At 50.8% G+C, this 20,769-nt stretch carries 14 protein-coding genes and 1 CRISPR repeat array; of the genes, 2 read left to right on the top strand and 12 right to left on the bottom strand.

Annotated elements, in window-relative coordinates:
• Nucleotides 1-273: 273 nt before the first annotated feature.
• The 7 genes from K1I37_RS00515 to K1I37_RS00485 all read right to left on the bottom strand — a co-directional run bounded on the left by K1I37_RS00515 (nt 274) and on the right by K1I37_RS00485 (nt 6,882).
• A complete protein-coding gene (locus tag K1I37_RS00515; RefSeq protein ID WP_021296352.1) occupies nt 274-1,587 on the bottom strand; it encodes an MFS transporter in 1,314 nt (437 codons plus the stop codon).
• 63 nt (nt 1,588-1,650) lie between these two features.
• A complete protein-coding gene (tal, locus tag K1I37_RS00510) occupies nt 1,651-2,748 on the bottom strand; it encodes a transaldolase (RefSeq protein WP_021296351.1) in 1,098 nt (365 codons plus the stop codon).
• A 53-nt stretch (nt 2,749-2,801) separates the two neighbouring features.
• A complete protein-coding gene (gene dhaL, locus K1I37_RS00505) occupies nt 2,802-3,440 on the bottom strand; it encodes a dihydroxyacetone kinase subunit DhaL (protein ID WP_021296350.1) in 639 nt (212 codons plus the stop codon).
• 23 nt (nt 3,441-3,463) lie between these two features.
• Entirely contained in the window at nt 3,464-4,459 is a 996-nt protein-coding gene (locus K1I37_RS00500; protein WP_031218550.1) for a dihydroxyacetone kinase subunit DhaK, read from the bottom strand.
• Nucleotides 4,440-4,913 (bottom strand): ribose 5-phosphate isomerase B, encoded by a 474-nt coding sequence (gene rpiB, locus K1I37_RS00495; protein ID WP_021296348.1) that lies wholly within the window; start codon nt 4,911-4,913, stop codon nt 4,440-4,442. The genes K1I37_RS00500 and rpiB overlap by 20 nt, the downstream gene beginning before the upstream one ends.
• 61 nt (nt 4,914-4,974) lie before the next feature.
• On the bottom strand, nt 4,975-5,769 hold the full coding sequence (locus tag K1I37_RS00490; protein ID WP_021296347.1) for an SDR family NAD(P)-dependent oxidoreductase: 795 nt from the start codon (nt 5,767-5,769) through the stop codon (nt 4,975-4,977).
• 33 nt (nt 5,770-5,802) lie between these two features.
• The gene (locus tag K1I37_RS00485; RefSeq protein ID WP_031218539.1) at nt 5,803-6,882 is read right to left on the bottom strand and encodes an MDR/zinc-dependent alcohol dehydrogenase-like family protein; all 1,080 of its coding nucleotides are present in this window, start codon (nt 6,880-6,882) and stop codon (nt 5,803-5,805) included.
• 269 nt (nt 6,883-7,151) lie between these two features.
• Between K1I37_RS00485 and K1I37_RS00480 the strand changes: the two genes are divergently transcribed.
• Nucleotides 7,152-7,910, top strand: coding sequence for a DeoR/GlpR family DNA-binding transcription regulator (locus K1I37_RS00480; protein WP_021296345.1), 759 nt, complete (start codon nt 7,152-7,154; stop codon nt 7,908-7,910).
• A 191-nt stretch (nt 7,911-8,101) separates the two neighbouring features.
• A CRISPR array of direct repeats spans nt 8,102-8,498; the repeat unit is 36 nt; unit sequence GTGCCACTTCTCAGATCGCTCGCTCAGTGATCCGAC.
• Between the two features lie 324 nt (nt 8,499-8,822).
• On the opposite strand, the gene cas2 is transcribed toward K1I37_RS00480, so the two are convergent.
• From cas2 to cas12b, 3 genes are all read right to left on the bottom strand, one after another.
• Complete coding sequence (gene cas2 / locus K1I37_RS00475) at nt 8,823-9,116, bottom strand: CRISPR-associated endonuclease Cas2 (protein WP_021296344.1); 294 nt, start codon at nt 9,114-9,116, stop codon at nt 8,823-8,825.
• Between the two features lie 5 nt (nt 9,117-9,121).
• Complete coding sequence (gene cas4g/cas1g, locus K1I37_RS00470; protein ID WP_161624349.1) at nt 9,122-10,732, bottom strand: CRISPR-associated endonuclease Cas4g/Cas1g; 1,611 nt, start codon at nt 10,730-10,732, stop codon at nt 9,122-9,124.
• 189 nt (nt 10,733-10,921) lie between these two features.
• Nucleotides 10,922-14,311 (bottom strand): CRISPR-associated endonuclease Cas12b, encoded by a 3,390-nt coding sequence (gene cas12b / locus K1I37_RS00465; protein ID WP_021296342.1) that lies wholly within the window; start codon nt 14,309-14,311, stop codon nt 10,922-10,924.
• Nucleotides 14,312-14,944: 633 nt separating this feature from the next.
• Here cas12b and K1I37_RS00460 point away from each other — a divergent pair.
• Nucleotides 14,945-15,190: a hypothetical protein gene (locus K1I37_RS00460; protein ID WP_031218537.1), complete on the top strand. Its 246-nt coding sequence runs from the start codon at nt 14,945-14,947 to the stop codon at nt 15,188-15,190.
• Between the two features lie 81 nt (nt 15,191-15,271).
• Here K1I37_RS00460 and K1I37_RS00455 read toward each other — a convergent pair whose 3' ends face one another.
• Both K1I37_RS00455 and K1I37_RS00450 read right to left on the bottom strand, forming a co-directional pair.
• Entirely contained in the window at nt 15,272-16,582 is a 1,311-nt protein-coding gene (locus tag K1I37_RS00455; protein WP_021296340.1) for a TIGR02679 domain-containing protein, read from the bottom strand.
• Between the two features lie 32 nt (nt 16,583-16,614).
• A complete protein-coding gene (locus tag K1I37_RS00450) occupies nt 16,615-20,769 on the bottom strand; it encodes a TIGR02680 family protein (protein WP_021296339.1) in 4,155 nt (1,384 codons plus the stop codon).

The raw sequence follows: 20,769 nt of genomic DNA, 5'->3' as shown, positions 1-20,769 counted from the left end.
TCAATCACATCTGTTGAAGCATCCGGATAAACACAAACTAATTAATCCGATAAGTTTTGTCAATTTTGTTATGACGTCATAACACGCAGTTGACCTACAGCGTTCATCCCTGCATGACGGATCAGCTAAAATCGTATTTGGCGAATACACTGAGTATGTGATTTATAGGGCGACAACCCCTGCAATCCACGCTTACAGGCGACTAGCAAACCAATCGCAAAAAAGGAGCGACGCAAAGTACGCCGCTCGCATACATCTAGTATGAATGTAAGACTATACGTTACCGCTCGTAGAATCAGTTCCAACTTCACTCAATTGCCTTGAAGTTTTAGTCGTATTTTGTACTTCAAGAAAATGCGTCAGAACGGCGCTGATAATATACAAAACAGCAAACGTCCAAACAATTCCCTTCAGGCCGAAAGCGTCGTTTAATAGACCGACTATTGCTGGACCCACAAATGTGCTTAAGCCTGCACCTAAATTCAAGACTGACATCGCAGCACCTTTATGATCCGGCGCAAGGGACGGCATGATTGCTGAAAGGGGTACAAATCCTGCCAGTGTAATACCGAATAGTACAGAGGCAATTACAGCAACCCAATAGTTGTGGCCGGCAGCAAGGGGGCCGTAATAAAAGAACAGCGATGTGATTGCACACCCCACGCCACCAAACCATTTTACTTGTGTTCGCCAACCAATTTTATCGCCTATCATTCCCCAAATTAGATTGAATATCATGTTACTGATAGACATATCTCCCCAGATTTGAAGCCACTGCGATGTAGAGAAATGCAGTGTCTGAGTAAAGAAAATTGGGAGAACAACAACAAAGCCATACTGAGCTGAAGTATTAATTACGCGAACAATACCGCCCATTCCAATGCGAGGATTTTCAAAGACAATTGTAATACCTTTCATTAATCCTCGAACACTGTGACTACTCTCGGAGGCAGATTTATTGGAAACGCTTTCCCTGCGGTCACCTTTTTCGCGGATCAACAAGATGCCCATTAGGCCGCCAACGATGATCCAAACAAGTGCACTCCATAGCGTTCCCATAAATCCGAACAAGGGAATTGTGAAGCTGGGATAGTACGAGCCAATAAAACCAAGTCCTCCGGCAAAAACTAACCAGAACCACCCCATTGCACTGCCCAGTTTATCTGTTTGAGATACGTAGGAAATCCAAACAATAAAGGAGAAAGAGAACAGCGGATATCCGAAACCTCGTAATCCATACATAATGAGCATCATCGCATAGTTTTTATGATCTAATCCGAAGTACAAAAATCCAATGTCAAAAACAACCCATATAATGAATCCAAGAATCATCGCACGTCTAGGTCCCCATACCTCGGCGAGAACCCCTGACAGCCAAGACGCAATGGCTAACGTAATGCCATAAATACTAAAAACCATTGCGGACTGATTTAAACTAAAACCTAGCTGTACCATGTACTTGGACAAAAAGGCTTGTTCTACACCATCACCAACCATAAAGAGAAAAACTGCAACAAATCCCCAAAATAAACTGATGGGCATTCCTAGTATTTCGCGCTCTCTCGAGCTTTGTACATTGGTAGACACTAAACATCCCTCTTTTCCTGTTCATTCTGGTGTCCAGATGACGCTTTGATGGAAGCAAAGTCGCTATCTATGGCTCACACGTATCGCCTTTTTTCGAATCTGTTCCAACAAGTTCTGATAAGAATCTGTAAATGCTGCAACACCCTTCAAAAGCAAATCTTCTGAGAGCTCTTCAAGATGAATACCGTGATTCTTCAATTCGGTTACGCATGCTATTGCATCTGATAGTCCGATTTCTACAAGTGCCTCGTAGTTGTGTTGCTTAGCTGATAAATCTAAAATATGTGGTGACATGGTATTCACCGAATCCTTGCCGACAAGTGAACGGACGTACATCAAATAAGGGTATGCCGCATTTTTTGGCCCTGTCGAAGCCCATAATATTCGCTGTACTTTCGCGCCCTGTTGCCGCAGTGGCGCGAAACGTTCACTCACGAAAGTATTTTTAAATTGCGCATAGGCCAGCTTCGCATTCGCAATCGCAGCACACCCTAGATACTTCCTATCTAGCTGTTCTTCGATGATGAGCCTATCAACCACATCGTCTACTCGACTGACAAAAAAACTGGCTACAGATGCAAGTCCCGTTATGCTTTTGCCATCTTGCAACCGTTGCTCAAGCCCCTCAAGATACGCAAGCAACACCCTGCGATACTGATGCAAACCAAAAATCAACGTGATATTGACGGGCACGCCCAAACGGATCAATTGTCTCGTTGCATCAATTCCTTCATCTGTCGCGGGTACCTTAATCAGGACATTCGGGCGCTCCACCGCCGCCCACCAAGAAAGCGCCTCATCGACTGTCGCCTGAGCGTCATAAGCCAGTTTCGGTGAAACTTCGACACTCACATACCCATCTTGGCCGTCTGACGCATCATACACAGGACGCAGAATATCTGCTGCACTTCGAATATCCTGAAGAACAAGTTCGCAGTATAATTGCTCTGGCTTCAGCCCGCGTTGAAAACCCTTCATAATCGCTTCATCGTAGACTTGAGACTGCGTTACTGCACGTTCAAAAATCGTTGGGTTAGATGTCACGCCAGTGACGCCCAATTGAATCAACCCATCCAATTCGCCGGATTGAATCAACCCTCTCCCGATATTGTCATACCAGACGCTTTGGCCTAATTCTTTGAGACGCCTCAGTCCATACACAAGTTCATCTTCCTTATGGCATGGTAGTTATGCTTCTTTCGACATGTGCTTCGTTAAGAGACCCTTGTTTTCACCAGCATAGAAACACCGGCCTGCAACACTACAAACGCCGAGGCTGCGCCTGGGTCTAAACTACCTCGCGATTTTTCGCCGTGACGACTAGAGCGGCCAATATTTGCAACCATATCGCGAGTGGACTCCATTCCATCCCGGGCTGCATCAAGCGCTGTGAGCACTTTTTGTTCGAGCGGTCCCGAACTATTTATCGACTCTGCAAATGTCTTCGCAAATGGGAGCAACGTGTCAATCAGCGTTTTATCTCCGACTTTGGCCTTGCCTCGCTCCTGCATCCCCTCAACACCGAGAAGTATCATTTGCGCGCAATCCTCGGGAGAAACAGCGGATTTGCCAGCAGCGTATTTGGCGGCGCGAAGAAGTGCCGTGCCATACAATGGCCCAATGGATGCACCAACAGCCTGGATAAACGCTTTGGCACAAACCTTGAGATACTCCCCAATGTCCGTGTAGTCCGTTGGGGACACTCTACACGCCGCAGCCCATCCAATGTCCATGCTGATACCGTGATCGCCATCGCCAGCAAAACCATCCAGGTCGCACAGCTCATCGCGTTTCTCGTGGATACACTTTGAAATCTCCAAAAACAGTTCGTGCAATTGCTGAGTCCCAATCATCGTTTTCCCCTCCGAAGGCGCTCTTAGAAATTGAAACAAAACGTTTTCCCAGGTGCGTCTATCATGGCCTTGAGCTCTTCGTCCAACTTCATCATCGTCAAGGAACACCCCGACATTTCTTGAGACGTGATGTATTCTCCGACAAACGAACGGTGAATGCGGATGTTTCTCTTCGCAAGCGCATCCGCCATGTTGTCATAAAGGATATAAAGTTCAAGCAAGGAAGTGGCTCCAAGTCCGTTAACCAAGACCGCCACATCAGAGCCGTCATAATCGAAATCCTCACAGATTGCGTCAACGAGCCGGTTGGCGACTTCCTCAGCCGACATCAACTTCATGCGATGAATGCCAGGTTCGCCATGCACACCCATGCCAATCTCCATCTCATCGGGCCCAATCGAAAAAATCGGCTTCCCAGTTTGAGGAAGTGAACAAGGTTCCAATGCAATTCCAATCGATCTCGTCCAGTCATTCGCCTTTTCAGTCGTCGCGTAGACTTCATCCAACGATGCGCCTGTTCTTGCCTTGGCACCAGCAACTTTGTAAACAAAGACCTCGCCAGCAATCCCTCGCCGTTTGTGCTCTTCACCTTTCGGAGCAGATGCCACATCATCATGAACCACAAGTTCCTTGACTTGATGACCATCCATCTCAGCTAACTCTGCAGCCATCGAGAAATTCATATTGTCACCGGAATAGTTACCGTAGATGAGTAGAACGCCATTGCCTTGATCGACTTCCTTGGCGGCTGTCAAAATTGGATAAGGCGATGGCGAAGCGAAAATATTCCCTACAGCAACACCGTCAGCGAGTCCCTCTCCTACGTAACCAATGAAGGCGGGCTCGTGTCCGGATCCGCCGCCAATGACGACACCAACCTTACCGGGATCTAGCGTTGTGCGAACAACGGCACGCGGATCCTCCTCACATCTACGCAGCACATCGCCGTGCATTCGCAGAATACCAGCAAGCATATCGTCGATAACTTTATCAGGGTGGTTAATAAGTTTTTTGGCCATTTGTTTCACCTAATTCCTCCGACTCGTAATGTGCAATCTTATCGACCTTCCGTGCCGAGTTGCCACCTTGGAACTCACTCGTCATCCACACACTGACAATGCTTTTAGCAAGCTCCGGGCCAATGACTCGAGATCCAAATGTGAGAATCTGTGCGTTGTTACTCTTTCTCGCCCGTTCTGCGGAGTATGTGTCGTGACAAACAGCAGCACGCACGCCTTTTACTTTATTTGCCGTGATGGCAACACCAAGTCCCGTACCGCAAATGAGAATCGCGCGTTCAAAACGGCCTTTTTGAACCTCTTTTGCAACTTTGTACGCCACGTCCGGGTAGTCGACGTTATCGCAATCACTACATCCAAAGTCCACAGGATTATGGCCCAACGACTTCAAGTGCTCCTGGATGATTTCTTTTAATTCAATGGCAGCGTCATCGCAACCAATTGCAATGTCCATGATGTTCTCCCCTTTCTCTACTAACGACTCATACGGTGAACCCGGACAAGCCATCCCAGCTTTATATCAACGTATAACCACCATCGACGCTCAGTACAGCACCTGTCACATAGGACGAAGCCTCAGAGGCCAGAAATAGTGCCAGTCCGTTCAGTTCCTGAGGCAATCCCAGGCGCCGCATCGGGATCATGTCGAGAAGCGAATGATATTTGCCTCCCGGTTCGAAGTCCGGCCCCGTCATATCCGTCTTCATATAACCTGGCGCAATAGCGTTTACTCGAATGCCGTACTCAGCCCACTCCACCGCACAGGATTTCGTGAACATCGCGACAGCGGCTTTCGACGTGTTGTAGGCTGCCTGTTCCATTGGAACATTGACGATGATGCCCGACATGGATGCCATATTGATGATAGACCCTCTCGTCTTGCGCTCAATCATTGCCCGTGCAGCGTGCTTCGAAACGAGAAACACACCTGTCAAGTTCACGCCCATCGTCCGGTTCCAAGCGTCGAGTGTCATCTCCTCGATCCCGACGCGATCAACAATTCCAGCATTATTGACGACAATATCGATAGACCCGAAAGTCTGAACAGCATCCGAGACCACTTGTTCAACTTGCGCCTCTTGCGTGACGTCCAGTCCAACACCGATACACTGCGTTTCTCCTGCGGCCAGCTTCTGAAGTTCTGCTGCCGTCTGTTTCACCTGCTCGGTATTTACGTCTCCGAGTACGACATTGCAGCCATGCTGGACAAATGTTTCCGCGTAGCTCCGTCCAAGTCCCCGCGCACCGCCAGTAATGAGAACCGTTTTACCCGACACGTTAAAGTCCGTTGCCTGCACTTCCTTACGCAATGAGCCCACCCCTTCACGCAAATTCGTCAGTCGTTAGGGAATCAAGACAACCTTCAGAGAGTTGACACCTTTTTTCATCATTTCGAAACCTTCGTGGAATCGTTCCAATGGCAACTTATGTGTCACAACACCTTCCGTAGGCAACGTACCGTTCTGAATTCCCTCAATAACGAGCGGATAACAGTACGGACCCAAGTGCGAACCGAGCAAATCTAGTTCCTTTCTGTCACTAATGATGCTCCAATCTACGGTTACAGGGTCTTTGAATACACTAAATTCCACGAAACGCCCCAGTTTCCGAATCAGTTGCAAACCCTGTACGACACTCGGACCAGCACCGCTCGCTTCGATATACACATCAGCGCCGTAACCGCCCGTCATTTCTTTAATCTTTGAAACGACATCCTCTTCTTTCGGGTTCATTACCAAATCCGCACCAAACTTCTTCGCGAGCTCAAGTCGTTCGGGACGCAAATCCAGCACAACGAGTTTCCCCGGCCCCCGCAGTTTCGCAGCGCCAATCATGCCCAGTCCGAGCGTCCCGGCTCCAGAGATAACAACAAAGTCGCCAAGTTGAATATTTGCCCGCTGAACAGCATGCATGGAACACGCATATGGCTCAATTAATACCGCTTGTTCCAAAGCGAGATCCTTCGGAACTTTGTGATTAATCCCCTCAATAGGGAACTTCATATATTCAGCCATGCCGCCATTCACATTGTTTTGAAAGCCATATAAATCATGCTTCTCACACATCCAATACTCGCCGCGGTTACAAAAACGACATTCCCAACAAGGAACAATCTGTTCCGAAATCACTCTGTCCCCAACAGCGAAATCACCCTTTACATCCTCCCCCAGCTCAACGATTTCACCAATAAACTCATGACCTGGAATCATGGGCTCTTTAATATACTTCGGTTGCCCATCGCCTCCCCAAAAACTCGGTGCCCCTTCCCACGCTTTTACATCTCCCGCACAGATACCACACGCCTCCACGCGGATCACGATTTCCCCCTTACCCGCTCTTGGAACCGGGACAGTCTCTAACCGATAGTCGCCAGGGCCGTGACAAACAACAGCTTTCATATTCTGCGGCAATGCCACAAACATCACACCTTTTCTAAATTTGGAATGAGAAATGAAAGTGTAACGCTTACAATAAGAATAAACAGACGAGATTCCGATTTCTGACTTCTCATTGCACCGCGTACACCGCATTTCAATCTGTGCCTTTAATTTTTATTTATAATCATTCATTTGTCAATTATGCTTTTATTATATTTCATTAGCTTTCATTTAGTAAATTAAAAAGGTGCGAAAACGATCGATATGAAATACAATAGACGCATGAACTTGTACAACGTCACAGGAGGGAACTTGTGAAAGATTTATATACAGAAGAACGGCGCGCTTTGATTCTTAAAATGGTCGAAGAAAATTCACGGGTATCAGTCGGAGAACTCGCCAAACACTTTAACGTGTCGGGTGCAACCATACGTTCAGATCTTCGTTACCTAGAGGACAAAAATTTACTTCAACGCACACGTGGCGGAGCTATCGTATCTGAGGAGAATGATCTCAGTTTTGCAAACAGAATTACACAACACATTCAAGAGAAACAAAGGATTGCTGAGGCATCGCTCCAATTCGTTCACGATCACGATTCGATTCTCCTTGATGCTAGTTCCACGTGTCTGGAACTAGCAAAACTCATTCGCAAGAGCAACATTACGCTGACTGTTATCACCAATGGTATTCATGCCGCTCAGGTCCTCGTGGAAAATCCGAACATCACAACAATGTTGATTGGTGGAGTTTTGCGTAATCAAAATAACGTCGAGGGAACACTGGGTGCAGAATTGCTTGACAAAGTGTACGTAAAAAAGTTTTTCTTCTCAGCAAGAGCGGCATCTCCTAACGGGGATCTGATGGATTTTGATTTGCATGAAGTAGAGTTGAAAAAGCGTATGTTTGATAAAAGTATGCAGCGCTACTGCTTACTCGACTCTTCGAAATTAGGAAAATATTCCGTTGGAACATTTGGGACCCTGTCCGACACACATACGTTGATCACAGATGGGGATGCACATACCCTGTATTCCAAGATGTTCGCAAATCTTCGTATTACAACGGCATAGTAAGATGCGTAGAACACTGCAGTAGAAAAGAAAAACGCTGGACTCGATAAACTGAATCCGGCGTTTTACTTATGTTTGTGGCGCACTCGAAGGGATTCGAACCCCGCAGGAGGTGGTTTGGGCATTTGATAGGTTAGATCACTCAGTGATCCGACGTTATAACCCCGATGGTGGTCGTTTCGCTGACATCAGTGCCACTTCTCAGATCGCTCGCTCAGTGATCCGACTTCCTTGGCCTGCATCGTCATAATCCAACGCATTGCAGTGCCACTTCTCAGATCGCTCGCTCAGTGATCCGACTTCTTTCATTGTCTCATCTCCTTTAACTTCATTAGTGCCACTTCTCAGATCGCTCGCTCAGTGATCCGACATACGGCGGGGAATCCCACGGCGAATTACTCAAGGCTTGTGCCACTTCTCAGATCGCTCGCTCAGTGATCCGACAGTACACGGTACTAAAGGACGCCCCTTTTTATAAAGGGTGCCACTTCTCAGATCGCTCGCTCAGTGATCCGACGGATGCATCATTCGTCTTTTTACCTTTACCAAACAGTGCCACTTCTCAGATCGCTCGCTCAGTGATCCGACAGCGGGCGCTCGCAGCCCTTGAACCACGCGGAGATCCAAGCCCATAAACGAGCACTTGATGTTTCCCATCGATTTCATCTCGTTTCATTCTCGTTCTCTCCCGTCGTTTTCGCCGCGAATCCCTTGTCCCACCTATGATTCGAGCGCCTCCCAGGGTTTTCGCCCTGAACAGGCGCTCGAAAGGTCAGAACACTGAGCGAGCGTTCTTTTTGAGAAGCTCAACGGGCTTTGCCACCTGGAAAGTGGCCATTGGCACACCCGTTGAAAAATTCTGTCCTCTAGACAGATTATATTTTACGCGTATTTGAAGTTTACATCAATCCTTCAAAATACCAATCCCTTCAAATCCAATGGTACGAAGTCCCGCCCAATGCACGACATATTCCGCTCGGCAGCTTTCGCCTGCACGGTTCCAATCCTTGCAAAAATGACTTGATCCATCGACTGATGAATCACATCCAATAGCAATTGCTTCAACTCGGCCTCATCCTGATCGGTGAGTTGGCATAGGAACACCGAATACTGAACGTGCATGCCATAGCCTCGAACGATTTTGTATACCCTTCGCCAGCGTTTTTGATCACTGATATCGTAGCTCACCAGCACATATCGGCGCATCGCCATCACCTCGTGACAATTGGGCGATATTCCGGCAATTCGCCCATCAAGTATCGCGACAAGAAGCGCGCTTCTAGTTCCAGCATCCGACGGTAACTCAATTTGTAACCGAACACCGGATGCGTCACGGTCTCGTGCATGCGTCGCTCAAACGCCTGAAAAAATCGTTTCCGTCCAGGCAGCTTCAACGAACAGGACTCCTGCCCGATATAAAAGTCATCCCAGGCAATTTCGCCGGTGTTCAATGTTCGAACGACCACCGAATCCGCGATGATCGCTCGAAACGGTTCCATCATGTCGAGTACCAGTGACGGACGCCCCGTTTCAATGCGATGGTAAAAGCCCATCAAGGGGTCCAGGCCCACTGCAGCCAAGGCGGCATACATATCCCGTTGCAACAACGAATATCCAAGTGACAGCAACGCATTAACCGGGTCCTTCGGTGGGCGGCGATTTCTGCCGTTCATCAGCGTTTCGCCCGCAGGAACGCCTTTTACTTTCAGCATCAGCACAAACGCCTGCATGTACTGTTTCGCCGCAATCCCTTCAATGCCGAGCAACGAGTCAATGGAAGTGGCTTCTTCGGAACGTCGGGCGTGATCGAGCAAATCTTTCAAAATGACCTTGTCGAGCCCGTGCGCATTTCGACGAAGCAAGGTGCGCTGGTTGAGAATTTTCGCGCGAACGATATACCTCGCAAGTGTCAGTCGATCACGCTCGTCCCCAAACCGCTTGAACTGTTCACGCCGCACCAAGACGTTTTTCGAAATCAAATTGTGGTTCATCCCGACGAGACGGCCGGCGGCAGTCAAGTAGCTGATGGTGACGCCGGACTCCATACAATCGTGCACCAATTGGGTGGAAATCTGAACGTTCCCGAAGAGGGAGATGTGCCGAACATCTTTTAACGGAACGGTCGATTCCATCCCATCTTTCGACGTGATGGTCAACTCGTAACCACGCTTTCCGACCCGGGTCCCAGGCTCCGACACGTACACGGTTCCTAAATCATCTCGACTGGGGACAATATCTCGTATCGGAACGGTCTCTCCGTCCGGACTCGTCAAGCGAATCGTTTCGTCAGGAAGACAGACACCATTCAACGAGCATCGGAAGCACTTGTCGGAATTCAGCAGTGGCGAGGGCATCGAAGCCTGTTCCAACTCGTGTGCTCTCCGGATGGTGGCAACCGTTGCAGCAATCAAATCATCCGAAAATACAATCCTTACCGTCTGTCTGTTTCCTCGGTAGAACAACTTACCCGCAATGGTCGGAAATCCGTTGGCTCTCAGTAACAATCCTTGTGCACACAACTGTATCTGGTCATTCGGCCACGCCTTGCCGTCCAATTCCCACTCGCCGAGGCGAAATGAAGTGCCACCGTTTGGTGCGCTTGAATGTTTCGCTTCAACGGGCTCCCAATACCCGTCGTCCTGATAGCGAATCGCATCCAATTTGCCCACAATCCCCAAATCCTCGTCGCCGAGATGGAGGCTCTGCGGTGCAATATCCCACACATCATGCCCCACGTCTGATGGTCTTTTGCGGCGTTCCGCCCGGTCGTGCTGACCGCTGCCTTCCACTGTGTCCGCAGATTTTTCGAATAACCCTTGCACATGATCAAATGATATAAACGTTCGCAATAAGAGAGTTCATTCAGCATCCGAATCGGTACGGCCATGTCCCTCACTCCACCTACAGTCTGGTGCCATAACCGCGCTGTCAATCTATGACCAGTCTGAGCCGATTGAGAGACTTCTAAACACCGCAAGCTCGTCCGAAATTGCGAGAAATCCCATTTGCCGTTAAATATCCCCCGTGTTTTCACACGCACTATCTTGTAATGGAACGCGCGAGCGAATCTGCTTGACCAAGTATCCTTCGATCCGCTGGTTCACCATCGACCAAAATTCCTTTTGCCTGGTCCAATTTCCCCGATTGATGATGCCAGACGGATCACGCATCAAAACGACCGATTTCTCCCTCGCCTCGTCTGCTTCCACGAGCAACTCCGCCTCTTCCTCCGACAATTTCTCTTGCGCGAAAACCTTTCTCCGCTTCTTCCCCCGCTCTCGCTCATAATAGGTGACACCTGTATTGGTATAAAACACCTTGTTGCTATATGAATCCGCCGTTCGTTTTCCTGTAAGCCTTGGGATCAGAACGAGTTCACCGTCCACTTCACCCCAATCACACCGCAACCGAATTTGACTGATATCAAAATCAGACCAGAGTCGCTGCTGCAGATTTTGCGCCGCATTCAGGTCGGCGTGAATCTGATGAAAGTCCCCCTCCTCCGCGCTGAACGGCGAGACAAAAATCTCTCCTTCACCCGTTGGGATGAGGTCGTCTGCGCGTAGGGGACAAGCATCCAACGTATGTTCCACCACAAACTTGTTCAGCCACCAAGGAAATGGTTCTGGATTGTGCTCCTGGGTGCAACGCGCCGGAACCCGGCGACAGCGGATACCCGGTGCCCCAGTTCGCGCGTCGAATCGCGACGAGAACGCTGCATACATCGTCCCAACGAGTAAATCATGGACTTGGGCCTGATTTATCAACTCCTGGAACACGCCGCGATGACTCCATTGCATCAACTGGTTGTTTTCGCTCGGAGGCCTGTCGTTATTGAACTGGTACTCGCTCAATTCCTCCAGCAGGATGAGCTGGCACGGCGGATACTTCGCAACCCACTTTCCTTTGCCGCGCTCATCCAACGCGTACACATAGCCGAGAGCCTCCATAATGATGCGATCCGCCAATTTCTTCAGCCGATCTTCCTTCGCGTGATCAATGTGTTCGCGCAGCGTGATCGCAAAACGAGATCCCTTCTCCGCACGAATCACTTGTCCCGACACCTTACCAAAGAAGCTCCAACTCTTGAGGAACTTGTACTGACGTTCCAGATACTCGATTTGCTCAATCGAGTTTCCACCGACCACGTCTTTCGCATAGCCGCGAATCTTGGGCCGCTCTCCGCTTCGTACGTCCTTTCGCCAATCGCGAACCTGTTTGCCCATGTGACGCCACACGCGGCGAACGCTCTCGTAGACAGCATCCATCCATTCCTTGTCGCTACAGATACCATGGAGTGACTTAAGCTTCTGAAGTTCGTTTTCAAAAGCCTCGCGCCAATCCGGTGTCATGTGATTGGCCGCATCCACCGGCTGCTCGATAAGCTTTGCCCAACTCCGTTCACGCCGCCCCACATCTTCCGACCCACACCGCACGAGCAGCCGCAAATACGCCAGTTGCGTCCGCAACTGCCGCAATGTCCGTTGGCGTTCTTCTCGGATAGCACGCAGGTCCTTCGACTCCGTTTCGCCAGGCAGCTTCAAGAGTTGTGATCGCTCATGAACCGCGACGAGATTGTCATTCCCTTTTATCGGAAAGAAAAACGGTACACGACCTTTTGAGTTCGGCTTCAACTCGTCCTTCCGGGCAACGCGAAAAACGGAAATCGATGCAGATGTGCGAAGGCCGAGATCGACACTCATCACCCGCAGCCCGGAAAGCAACCCCTCCGACCCGAGCTTCCCATCATCCGGATGTTCCGCAAGATAATCCGATAGTTTATCGAAATGGACAAACGCGCGATGGTTGTCCCCGACCAGACGAAATACTGCCGCATACGGCGGGCGACGTTCTCCCCGCGCCTCAGACTGACTCTGCACACGTACGCTGACATTGAGATAAACATCCCTCGCCCCTCTGCGTCGGTGCATATGAGCCAGCTGATCCCGGCGGCACTGGATCTTCGCGCCACCAAATTCACCTGTGAAATGCTGTTCGGCTCCGTAATCTCGAAAATATAGCGCAATCGGTTCATTGGGATCTCTGGGAAGCAGATTATCCAATTGCTCTGACATTGAAATGGGCACGGTGACATCATCAACTTCTCTTGCGACACCATTCTCGACTTTCAATAGCTTGTGAAAACGAATCGCGTGCCTGCGTTCTCCAAATTCGTTGAACAAAAAGGTGTACTGGTGCAAATTCCCACCCAATTTATCGAAGCGAGTCCAAATCGGGTGCGCCGTTGCATCCGGCAAAGTAAACGTCGCGAACATTTTGGCGTGATTCAGTTTGCGAAGGATGCTGTTGTACACCGCGTAACGCGTGAGAAACGAAGCATCTTCGCGCCACAGGGCCTGATACTCTGGCTCTGCCAATTTTGCGAACAAGTCATGTGATCCGAATCGTCTCGTGTTACGTCTCTGCACATTCTTGATTTCGGCGTCGTACAAATCGAAAGGTGCATCGGGGGCGAGTTTCCCCCACTTCTCAAATACCTTGTCCGATCCGCGCAATGCCCGTCCCGTCACATAGTGCGCGGTTTGCTCTTTCGATTCGAGTCCGGGCGATGCTTCTTTCATATCTTGTTGCAACTGATTGACGAGATGGACCAGATGTTCCTGGCCGACGAAATTCTTCTGCTCAAATCGATTTTTTTGTTCTACGAGTTTCGCGTACTCTTGCCCAACGCGCTGATTCCACGACTCCCACGACATCATCCGTTCGATAGCTTGTTGGAACATGTCCCTATCCCACGTCCGAACGGCTTGTCCCTTCCGAAGCGGTTTCCACTCCACCGATGACATCTCAGAATCGGTGTATACGCGCATCAGTGGCTTTAACCCAAAATCCGCGAGCGCGCGCAAAACATCCGCAGTCCGATCCGCAGATTTCCTCGTCTCAGCCTTCTCCTTCTCCTCTTCCCAGCCTGGTTCCCCCGCTTCGCGCATGCGAACCCACCGCGGTTTGTTCCCCGCCTTCGCGATTCCAAGCCCACCAACTGCGTCCTTGTCGGCCAAGGGGCTCAAAAATTTGCGGGCAATTTGCTGCGCGTCGCCTTTCGCACCTATCGCCTGCGGAACCAACAACTCATAGAGTTGACGCGCCAACTGCAGCAATTCATCGTCCGATCCCGCCGGACCACGGTGTCCATTCTCCACTTGACGCGCGCGCAGCCGCTCCAACAATTCGGCTTTGCATTCTTCTGCAGTCTTATCACATTCTTGCTCTCCGTCCCCATTCGGACTTCTTCGATACAAGTTCTCTTGACGGAGAAGACTGAGCCATTCCGTGTAATATCGAACCCCCGCATTGACTTCCTTATGAAGTTTCCATAGACCGGCCCGAATCTCCGGCATATCGTCGAGACGAAGTTTCACTTTGATGGATTTGACGGCCATGTTCGCACCTCTGTTCAAGGATGGGGGGATGGAGCGCACCTAGCGCACTCCATCCACACGGGTTTGTTACTTGTGTCGCGACGATGCAACCGTAAGCCTGAGCGCGATGGTGATGCGCTTTTGCTGATTTTTCAGATTCGGCTTTTTCACTCCAGAAACCTCCTTTCCACCACGAACTTGGAGTTTTCACCCAACAATGTGCATTATTGTGCCTAATAGGCTGTACTGCCGGCTTAGACACTCACGGCCCCCTTTTATGGGTCCATCATTGCGAACATCTGATAAATGTGCGTTGCCGTTTTCGATGGATGATAAGCACGGCCTTTAGCCGTCAGAACACTCTAATAGTTATGTTACAACATTCCACTAATTCGAAAATTCATACATATCTCTCCCACCTTCTCTTCATTACTCAGCGCAATTTCAGTCCGAATAGTTACTCAACACTAAAGAACTCACATATTATGCCATACTCATGTGGTCCTTCCAGCGCTATAATCTGAATAGACCGAAGCTTAGTTTGAGGAAGCAGGTCAATGGAATAGCGTATCGAATTGCGGTATTAGACAGGATAGCCCCATCGATTCACACAACACAAGAAAGACGACCAAAATATGCGGGACGGTGATAGCGATGTTGTGGTCGGATGTTCGTAAAGTGTACCCCAATCAATTCGTATATCTGGAAGATTTACAATCCCGCGTTCAGGATGGAAAGCTTTATGTTGATGAGGTAGCGCTTATTCGTCCTCTAACGGATTCTCAGGAGGCGCTTCAAGCCCTCAAGGCTGCAAGAGATAAAAAATTCATTTATCATACGTCACACGAGCAAATCGTGATGGAGGTCGTCATGAAACCGATTGCCCGAGGTGTTCGTTGATGAATTTCAAAATGGCGCACCGACCATCCGTTGCGAAAATCCGGCCAAGAGCGCACGAGAATCGGTCATGCCAGCCGCTCCTCAAAAGTCACTCAATAGCTTCGAAATGATATGCTCCTGAAAGACTTTCTTCCGTACAAGTGTCATCGCAGGAATCAATTCATCATCCCAGTCTACGTTGAGGCTCTTCAGCATTTGTACTTCTCTATCAGACAGTTCCGGCTGTTTCTCATTGCTCGCCAACCGGTACGTATACACATCCATATACCACGGCTCGAACGCATCCCCGTATCGGTTGCCAAGCGACAAGGTCATCTGCAAACCTTTGACATCAAAGTCCCCGTTGTAGCGAATCTTCGATCCCGCAGCAACCGCCATGTCCAGCAGTCGAAGCGCCGCGACCGACGGTTGCCCGCTGGTGCAGACAACCGGAACGCCAAATGGGAGCTGCTCAATCAGTTCGGCGAACACAGATGGATTTTCCACGACGTACACGGAGTCTACCGCTGGCACTTCCTTCACATGATTATCCAACGCCATCAGCGGAAGTGCTACCGGCACTTCAAACAAACCAGCCCAGTTTCCGACCCAGACAATCGAACTCACGTCATCGAGTCGGATACCGGCTTTCATATAGACTGATCGCATATACTCCGACGGCGCGTCGCTGGCCGTATCGGTCGATTCGAGATCGTCAACATGTTCCGAATCAGACGTGGCGGTCGGCTGCAGTGCGCTTATTAAGGAGCTATCTGCAGCATCGGAATCGGCCGTCAACGCGACCAATCCCCAATAGAACACCTTACCCGCAAGTGTATTCCGGTCCAACCCATGGGGATCTCCCGTGACCTCAGCCGCAAACACAGGCAGCCTCCACACGCGATGCGGCGAAAGAGATACCTCCAAAGCTTTCATCGCGATGCGCCAATCGTCGCATCGACCTATTCGTTGATAAGCCCGATAACAGTCCATGTAGGTTCGATAGCCAGGAGCGTTTCCCTCGCTCAATCTCTCAATCCAATCAAGCACTGCCGGACGATGAACGCCTGCTTTCGCCCAATCGCGAAAGGCGGTCCAACTGGCCGACGCCTCAGCCAGTTGCTCTTCCCGTGTGCGCATATCTGGAAACAGACGTACCAAGACGTCCGCCACTCCAATGCGAAACTTGCTGTTCAAAAGCGCCTCATCAATCTTCGATAATTGAATCGCAACCTCTGTCCGCCCATCGAGATTCACAGCTAAAAGCCCTGACAATGCGTCTATCTCTTCGTCGGATAGCCCTGTGAGCTGAACGCGCCCGCCAACTCTCCCGTGTCTCTGGTATTTATCCGCGACCGCTCGCCACAATCGCTCGAACCCGGGCTGCTGAAGATACGTCATCAATTCGTCCATCGTATTCCCCCAGACCCGCCTTACGCTCGGTATCATTCGAGAACCGGTTCAACCGTAGCTGCAGCTTCCTGAGCCGAACTCCAATCGTCACCATCCACGATGCGTCTCGAATGTCCATTCCAATAATATGGAATCACCGTGACGAAGTCGACGTCGCCGGGTCGGAAGATCTCGTAGATGGACAACGCTGGAACGGTGTCGTAACATCCCCAGAGTTGTTGGCTTGTCATCATATAGTCGAACTTCATATCAGTCAACAATTCGAACATATCGCGCATATTTTCTTCGTCCACACCAGCAAACGCTTCGTCGAGTGAAATGAGACGCGGCGCGTCTGGACGAGAATCGTTAAACCTCGAATCGGTCGCCGCAAACAAAGGAATGTACATCGCCATCGCCTTTTCACCGCCGCTCAGCACGTTAAATTGCGAATCCGTCAACTCTCTCCGAGACGCCATACCGCCTTTGCGATAATACAACGTGAACGAAAACCAATTCCGATAATCTAGGAATTCACGAATCAAGCTCCGCAGTGTTTCTCCAGATTCGGACTCTTCTTTCGCCATGCGTATGCGGGAACGAAAATGCTCAATCATATCTTCCATTTCTTCGTCCAACAACGTGCTGGGGCTCTTGCGGAGCAAATAAACGAGCCGCTCCGTGTCCAATTCTCGCTCACCACGGGCAGGACGAGGCTTCCAGTCCAAGGACAACACCATACCGCTCGACGTGTTCCGGAGTGACATAAAATGGTTCATTTCTTTGACCCAGCGTTCCGCGCGGTTAATCTTGTCTCGTATCGCACGACCGACGCTGTGAATCAGAATCTGTTCGTACAACTCGCGGTCCTTCTCGCTGATCAAAATCCGCTGCTCTTCCACCATTCGCGTCAACTCCTGATGGATGCGAAATGGTGTCCAAGAGTGATTTCTATCCCGCCTCGATTCGACAAACAGCCGCTCCAGCGATTCGTCGAACCGCGACTCCAGCGAATAGTCAAGAAGCGTGTTTTTTTCGACGGCAAATACCTCTCGCAACTGATCCGTGATGGACTGGATATTTCGAGCTTCACAAACACCGCGCAACGCACGAAAGGCCTTGCGCGCCGCTTGAATCACTTCCTGACGCCCGCTAAGCGCCATCGTTTCGTCCCCATCTGCCCTACCGTGAACCGTTAAACCAAGTTGCCATTCCTGACGAAAACGCTCGATACACGCTTCGAGTACACGCTCACTTTTATCCAATACCTCCCGTTTCTCCCGCAGCCGCTCTTGGAGGCGCGTCACCTTCGTCGCCCGTTCCACCTTCATGTCCTGCAGCGTCTCAATGTGCCTGCGCAACATCTCCAAGCGTTCCTTCAGTTGGTGCTCTTGATCATGTACATTGAGCGCGCCTAACGCCTCCAAACGCGCTCGCAGCGACGTGATGGTCGTCTGCAAACCGGACAAACGGCGGCGCAATTCTGTCTCGGTCGACATGTCTTCGTCGATGTGCTGCTCCAGTCTGTCGATCTCGTCCTTCAAATACCCCATTTCCAAACGCATTCGCGCAGACAATCGCGCGCTCATTCGGCATGATTGACATGTTTGTTCATAGCTGCGCAACAAGCCGAGCGCATGCTGAAAGTCCGATTCGATTCGCAGTGCATCCCACCGGGAGATATATGAGACCAAGATTTCCTTCACCTTTTGCCAGGCGGCCTGCTGCATCTTGAACGCGTCTGTTTGCTTTGCTTCCACGTCTCTCGCGTGCGCAAAATCGCGTTTGGCAGTCTCGAGCTGAGCAAGATGTGTTCTGAGAGGCTCTTCGGAGGGAAAAGCCGCAAACTCTGCGTGCATTGCGCGAATACGGCACTCTATCTCGGCAATGTCTCTATCTAGTTCCCCAATCCGATCCGTCAGCGCAGAAATATCTTCCTTCAATCGCTCCATCGCCGCCTGCCGGGAACGTTTGCGCGCTTCAAAGCCAATCCATTCCGCGCTCGGTTTGCTCGCACTCTGCCCCACCAAGGGTCCCAGCATGTACTGGCCGAAGGTCGTCACGGCCGCTGTGTTGGCATCCTCAACCGAATCCGGATTCGCAATCAGAATCGTGCGAAGCACGTCTTCCACGAATTGCGGCGTCAACCCACTTTCCTCCGACGGTGTCGGCATCAGATAGTCAGCCAGCGTGTAACCAAAAACAGCAGGGTTCGGTCGAATCCATCCGTCTTCGTCGCCATCTTCAACAGGAGGTGCTTCCGGTGACACCCACGCGTCGAGCAGTCCGCTCTGAAACAACGCAGTCTCCAATGCAGCCCGGGTAGGCTCGTCCACCGAATCACGGAACTCGCATACTTTGTACAGTGGCGCGCCTGAAATGCGCTTGTCTGCTGCCAGAGCCACCCGCCGATTGCGCGTGTCAGATCTCGCGCCCGTCCGAGGTGGTTCGGCTTCCTTAAAGGTGCGCCACTCCTCCAACTCGCGTTCTAACTGTGTTCGCTGTTCTTCCAACAAAGATTTCTCGTGCGCGAACTTCAAACGCGCTTCTGTCGCCTTGCTCCGCCCTGTATCCAATGCTTCCTTGGCTGGCGTGAGAATCTGGTCATACGAAAGCTCGCCGTAACGGCGCAAATCGTTGAGGAGGGAACGCCAAGCTTCCTCGGATAAGGGCAGTTCCGTCAGTCCCTTAAACCAAGCGAAGGCGAGATCCTCCTGCAAGGTAATCGCGGCGGACAAGTCTCTTTCTCGCTCCTGCACCGTTTTCTCCGCAGCATCCCGCCGCTCCCGGGCCACGCTCATTTGTCTCTCCGCTTCCTTGAGCTTATCCGCCTCTGCTCGTTCTTTGCGAATCAAATCGAGCGCGTGATCTAGCTCTCCACGATAACGGTCCACATCCGCCAACCAGCGCTGCCACGTCGCCTCGTCTAAATCCTCCAAGGACGTACTGACACCGCCAGCATAGGCTTCATGCGTGCTGAATTCAATGTCCTTGGCGATCTCGGCCATGTCCGTCAGCCAACCGCGCTGTTTGTGCTCCTCGTCTTCGAGTTTGCGCATTTCCGCGTCAACCCGAACCTGCTTTCGTCTCACTTCCTCCTTGTTTTGCGCGATACGCTCTTCCGTATCTTTTAGCTCGCGCGCTGTGTCTTTCACTCGATTTTGCGTGCCATCCAGCTCGATTCGAAGCTCCATGCCCTCGGAACGCTTGAGCAACTCGAGTTCCGTCTCCGTCTTGTCCCGATCCTTTGTGGCCTGAACAAACGCCTGGTCCGTCTCTTCTCTCTCGGCCTCCGCCAGCTTCAACAGCGCGACCTGTTCCTCCGCCGCCTGGAACGCGTCGTCGGCAGCCTTCGTCGCGTCAACGGTCCGCTTCGCCGTTTCATACAGCCACATCTGGTTGTAACGCTCGTACGCGTCCGCAAGCCGCTTCGCCGCGTCCTGATGCAACATCAGTTCATCCAATCTATCGCTGATTTCGTCCATGTCCTGCAAAACCTGCGACAACGGAAGCAAATCGTCGTCCCCGAGCGGCGGCAGCGAGTCGTTCAAGATGGTATAAATCGTCGTCGGCCGAAACTCTTTCGACAACTTGGGAGATCTCAATTGAATCAATAGATTGAGCAAATCCTTATACGCCTGCTCATCCTTGAACCCGAACAAAACCTGGTTAACCATCTGCTGGTATTCCCGCTGTTCCTTGACGACGCGGCCGCCCGCACCAATCGCTGCTTCGAGCCCGGCGTGATCGAGCGGGATCTTCTCACCTTCCCGTTCGAACACATCGACGTCATAAAGGAAAAAATCGTGTCCAATCCGCCGCCCATCCGTCAAACTGAATCCCCAAAACGCGACTTGATTCGCCCCTCGCCGCGCCCGCAGGCCGATACCGACCGTGACGGTCTTGTCCGTCGCTGGCTGAATGAACTCCAAGTAGACATAGCCTGTCCGGTCCGAAATACCGCTTTCCGCGTCGCCAAGGAGGTAGTATTCGATTTTGCGGTCTTTGGAACCAAACGGATCGAGTCTCACCGGTCGTTTGTCACCGTCAAGCACGAGCGGAAGAAAGCTCTGCATCGTGACGGACTTGCCAGCACCGTTCGCGCCCCGCAGAATTAAACGTCCATCGGACAATTGAAAACTTTGATCTGTATAAAACCAGAAATTCAGAAACCCAGCCCGATTCATCTGCCACCGTTCATTCGCCAT

This window comes from Alicyclobacillus acidoterrestris, assembly GCF_022674245.1.
In the GTDB taxonomy this organism is placed as follows: Bacteria; Bacillota; Bacilli; order Alicyclobacillales; family Alicyclobacillaceae; genus Alicyclobacillus; species Alicyclobacillus acidoterrestris.
This window is presented reverse-complemented; position numbering and strand designations above follow the sequence as displayed.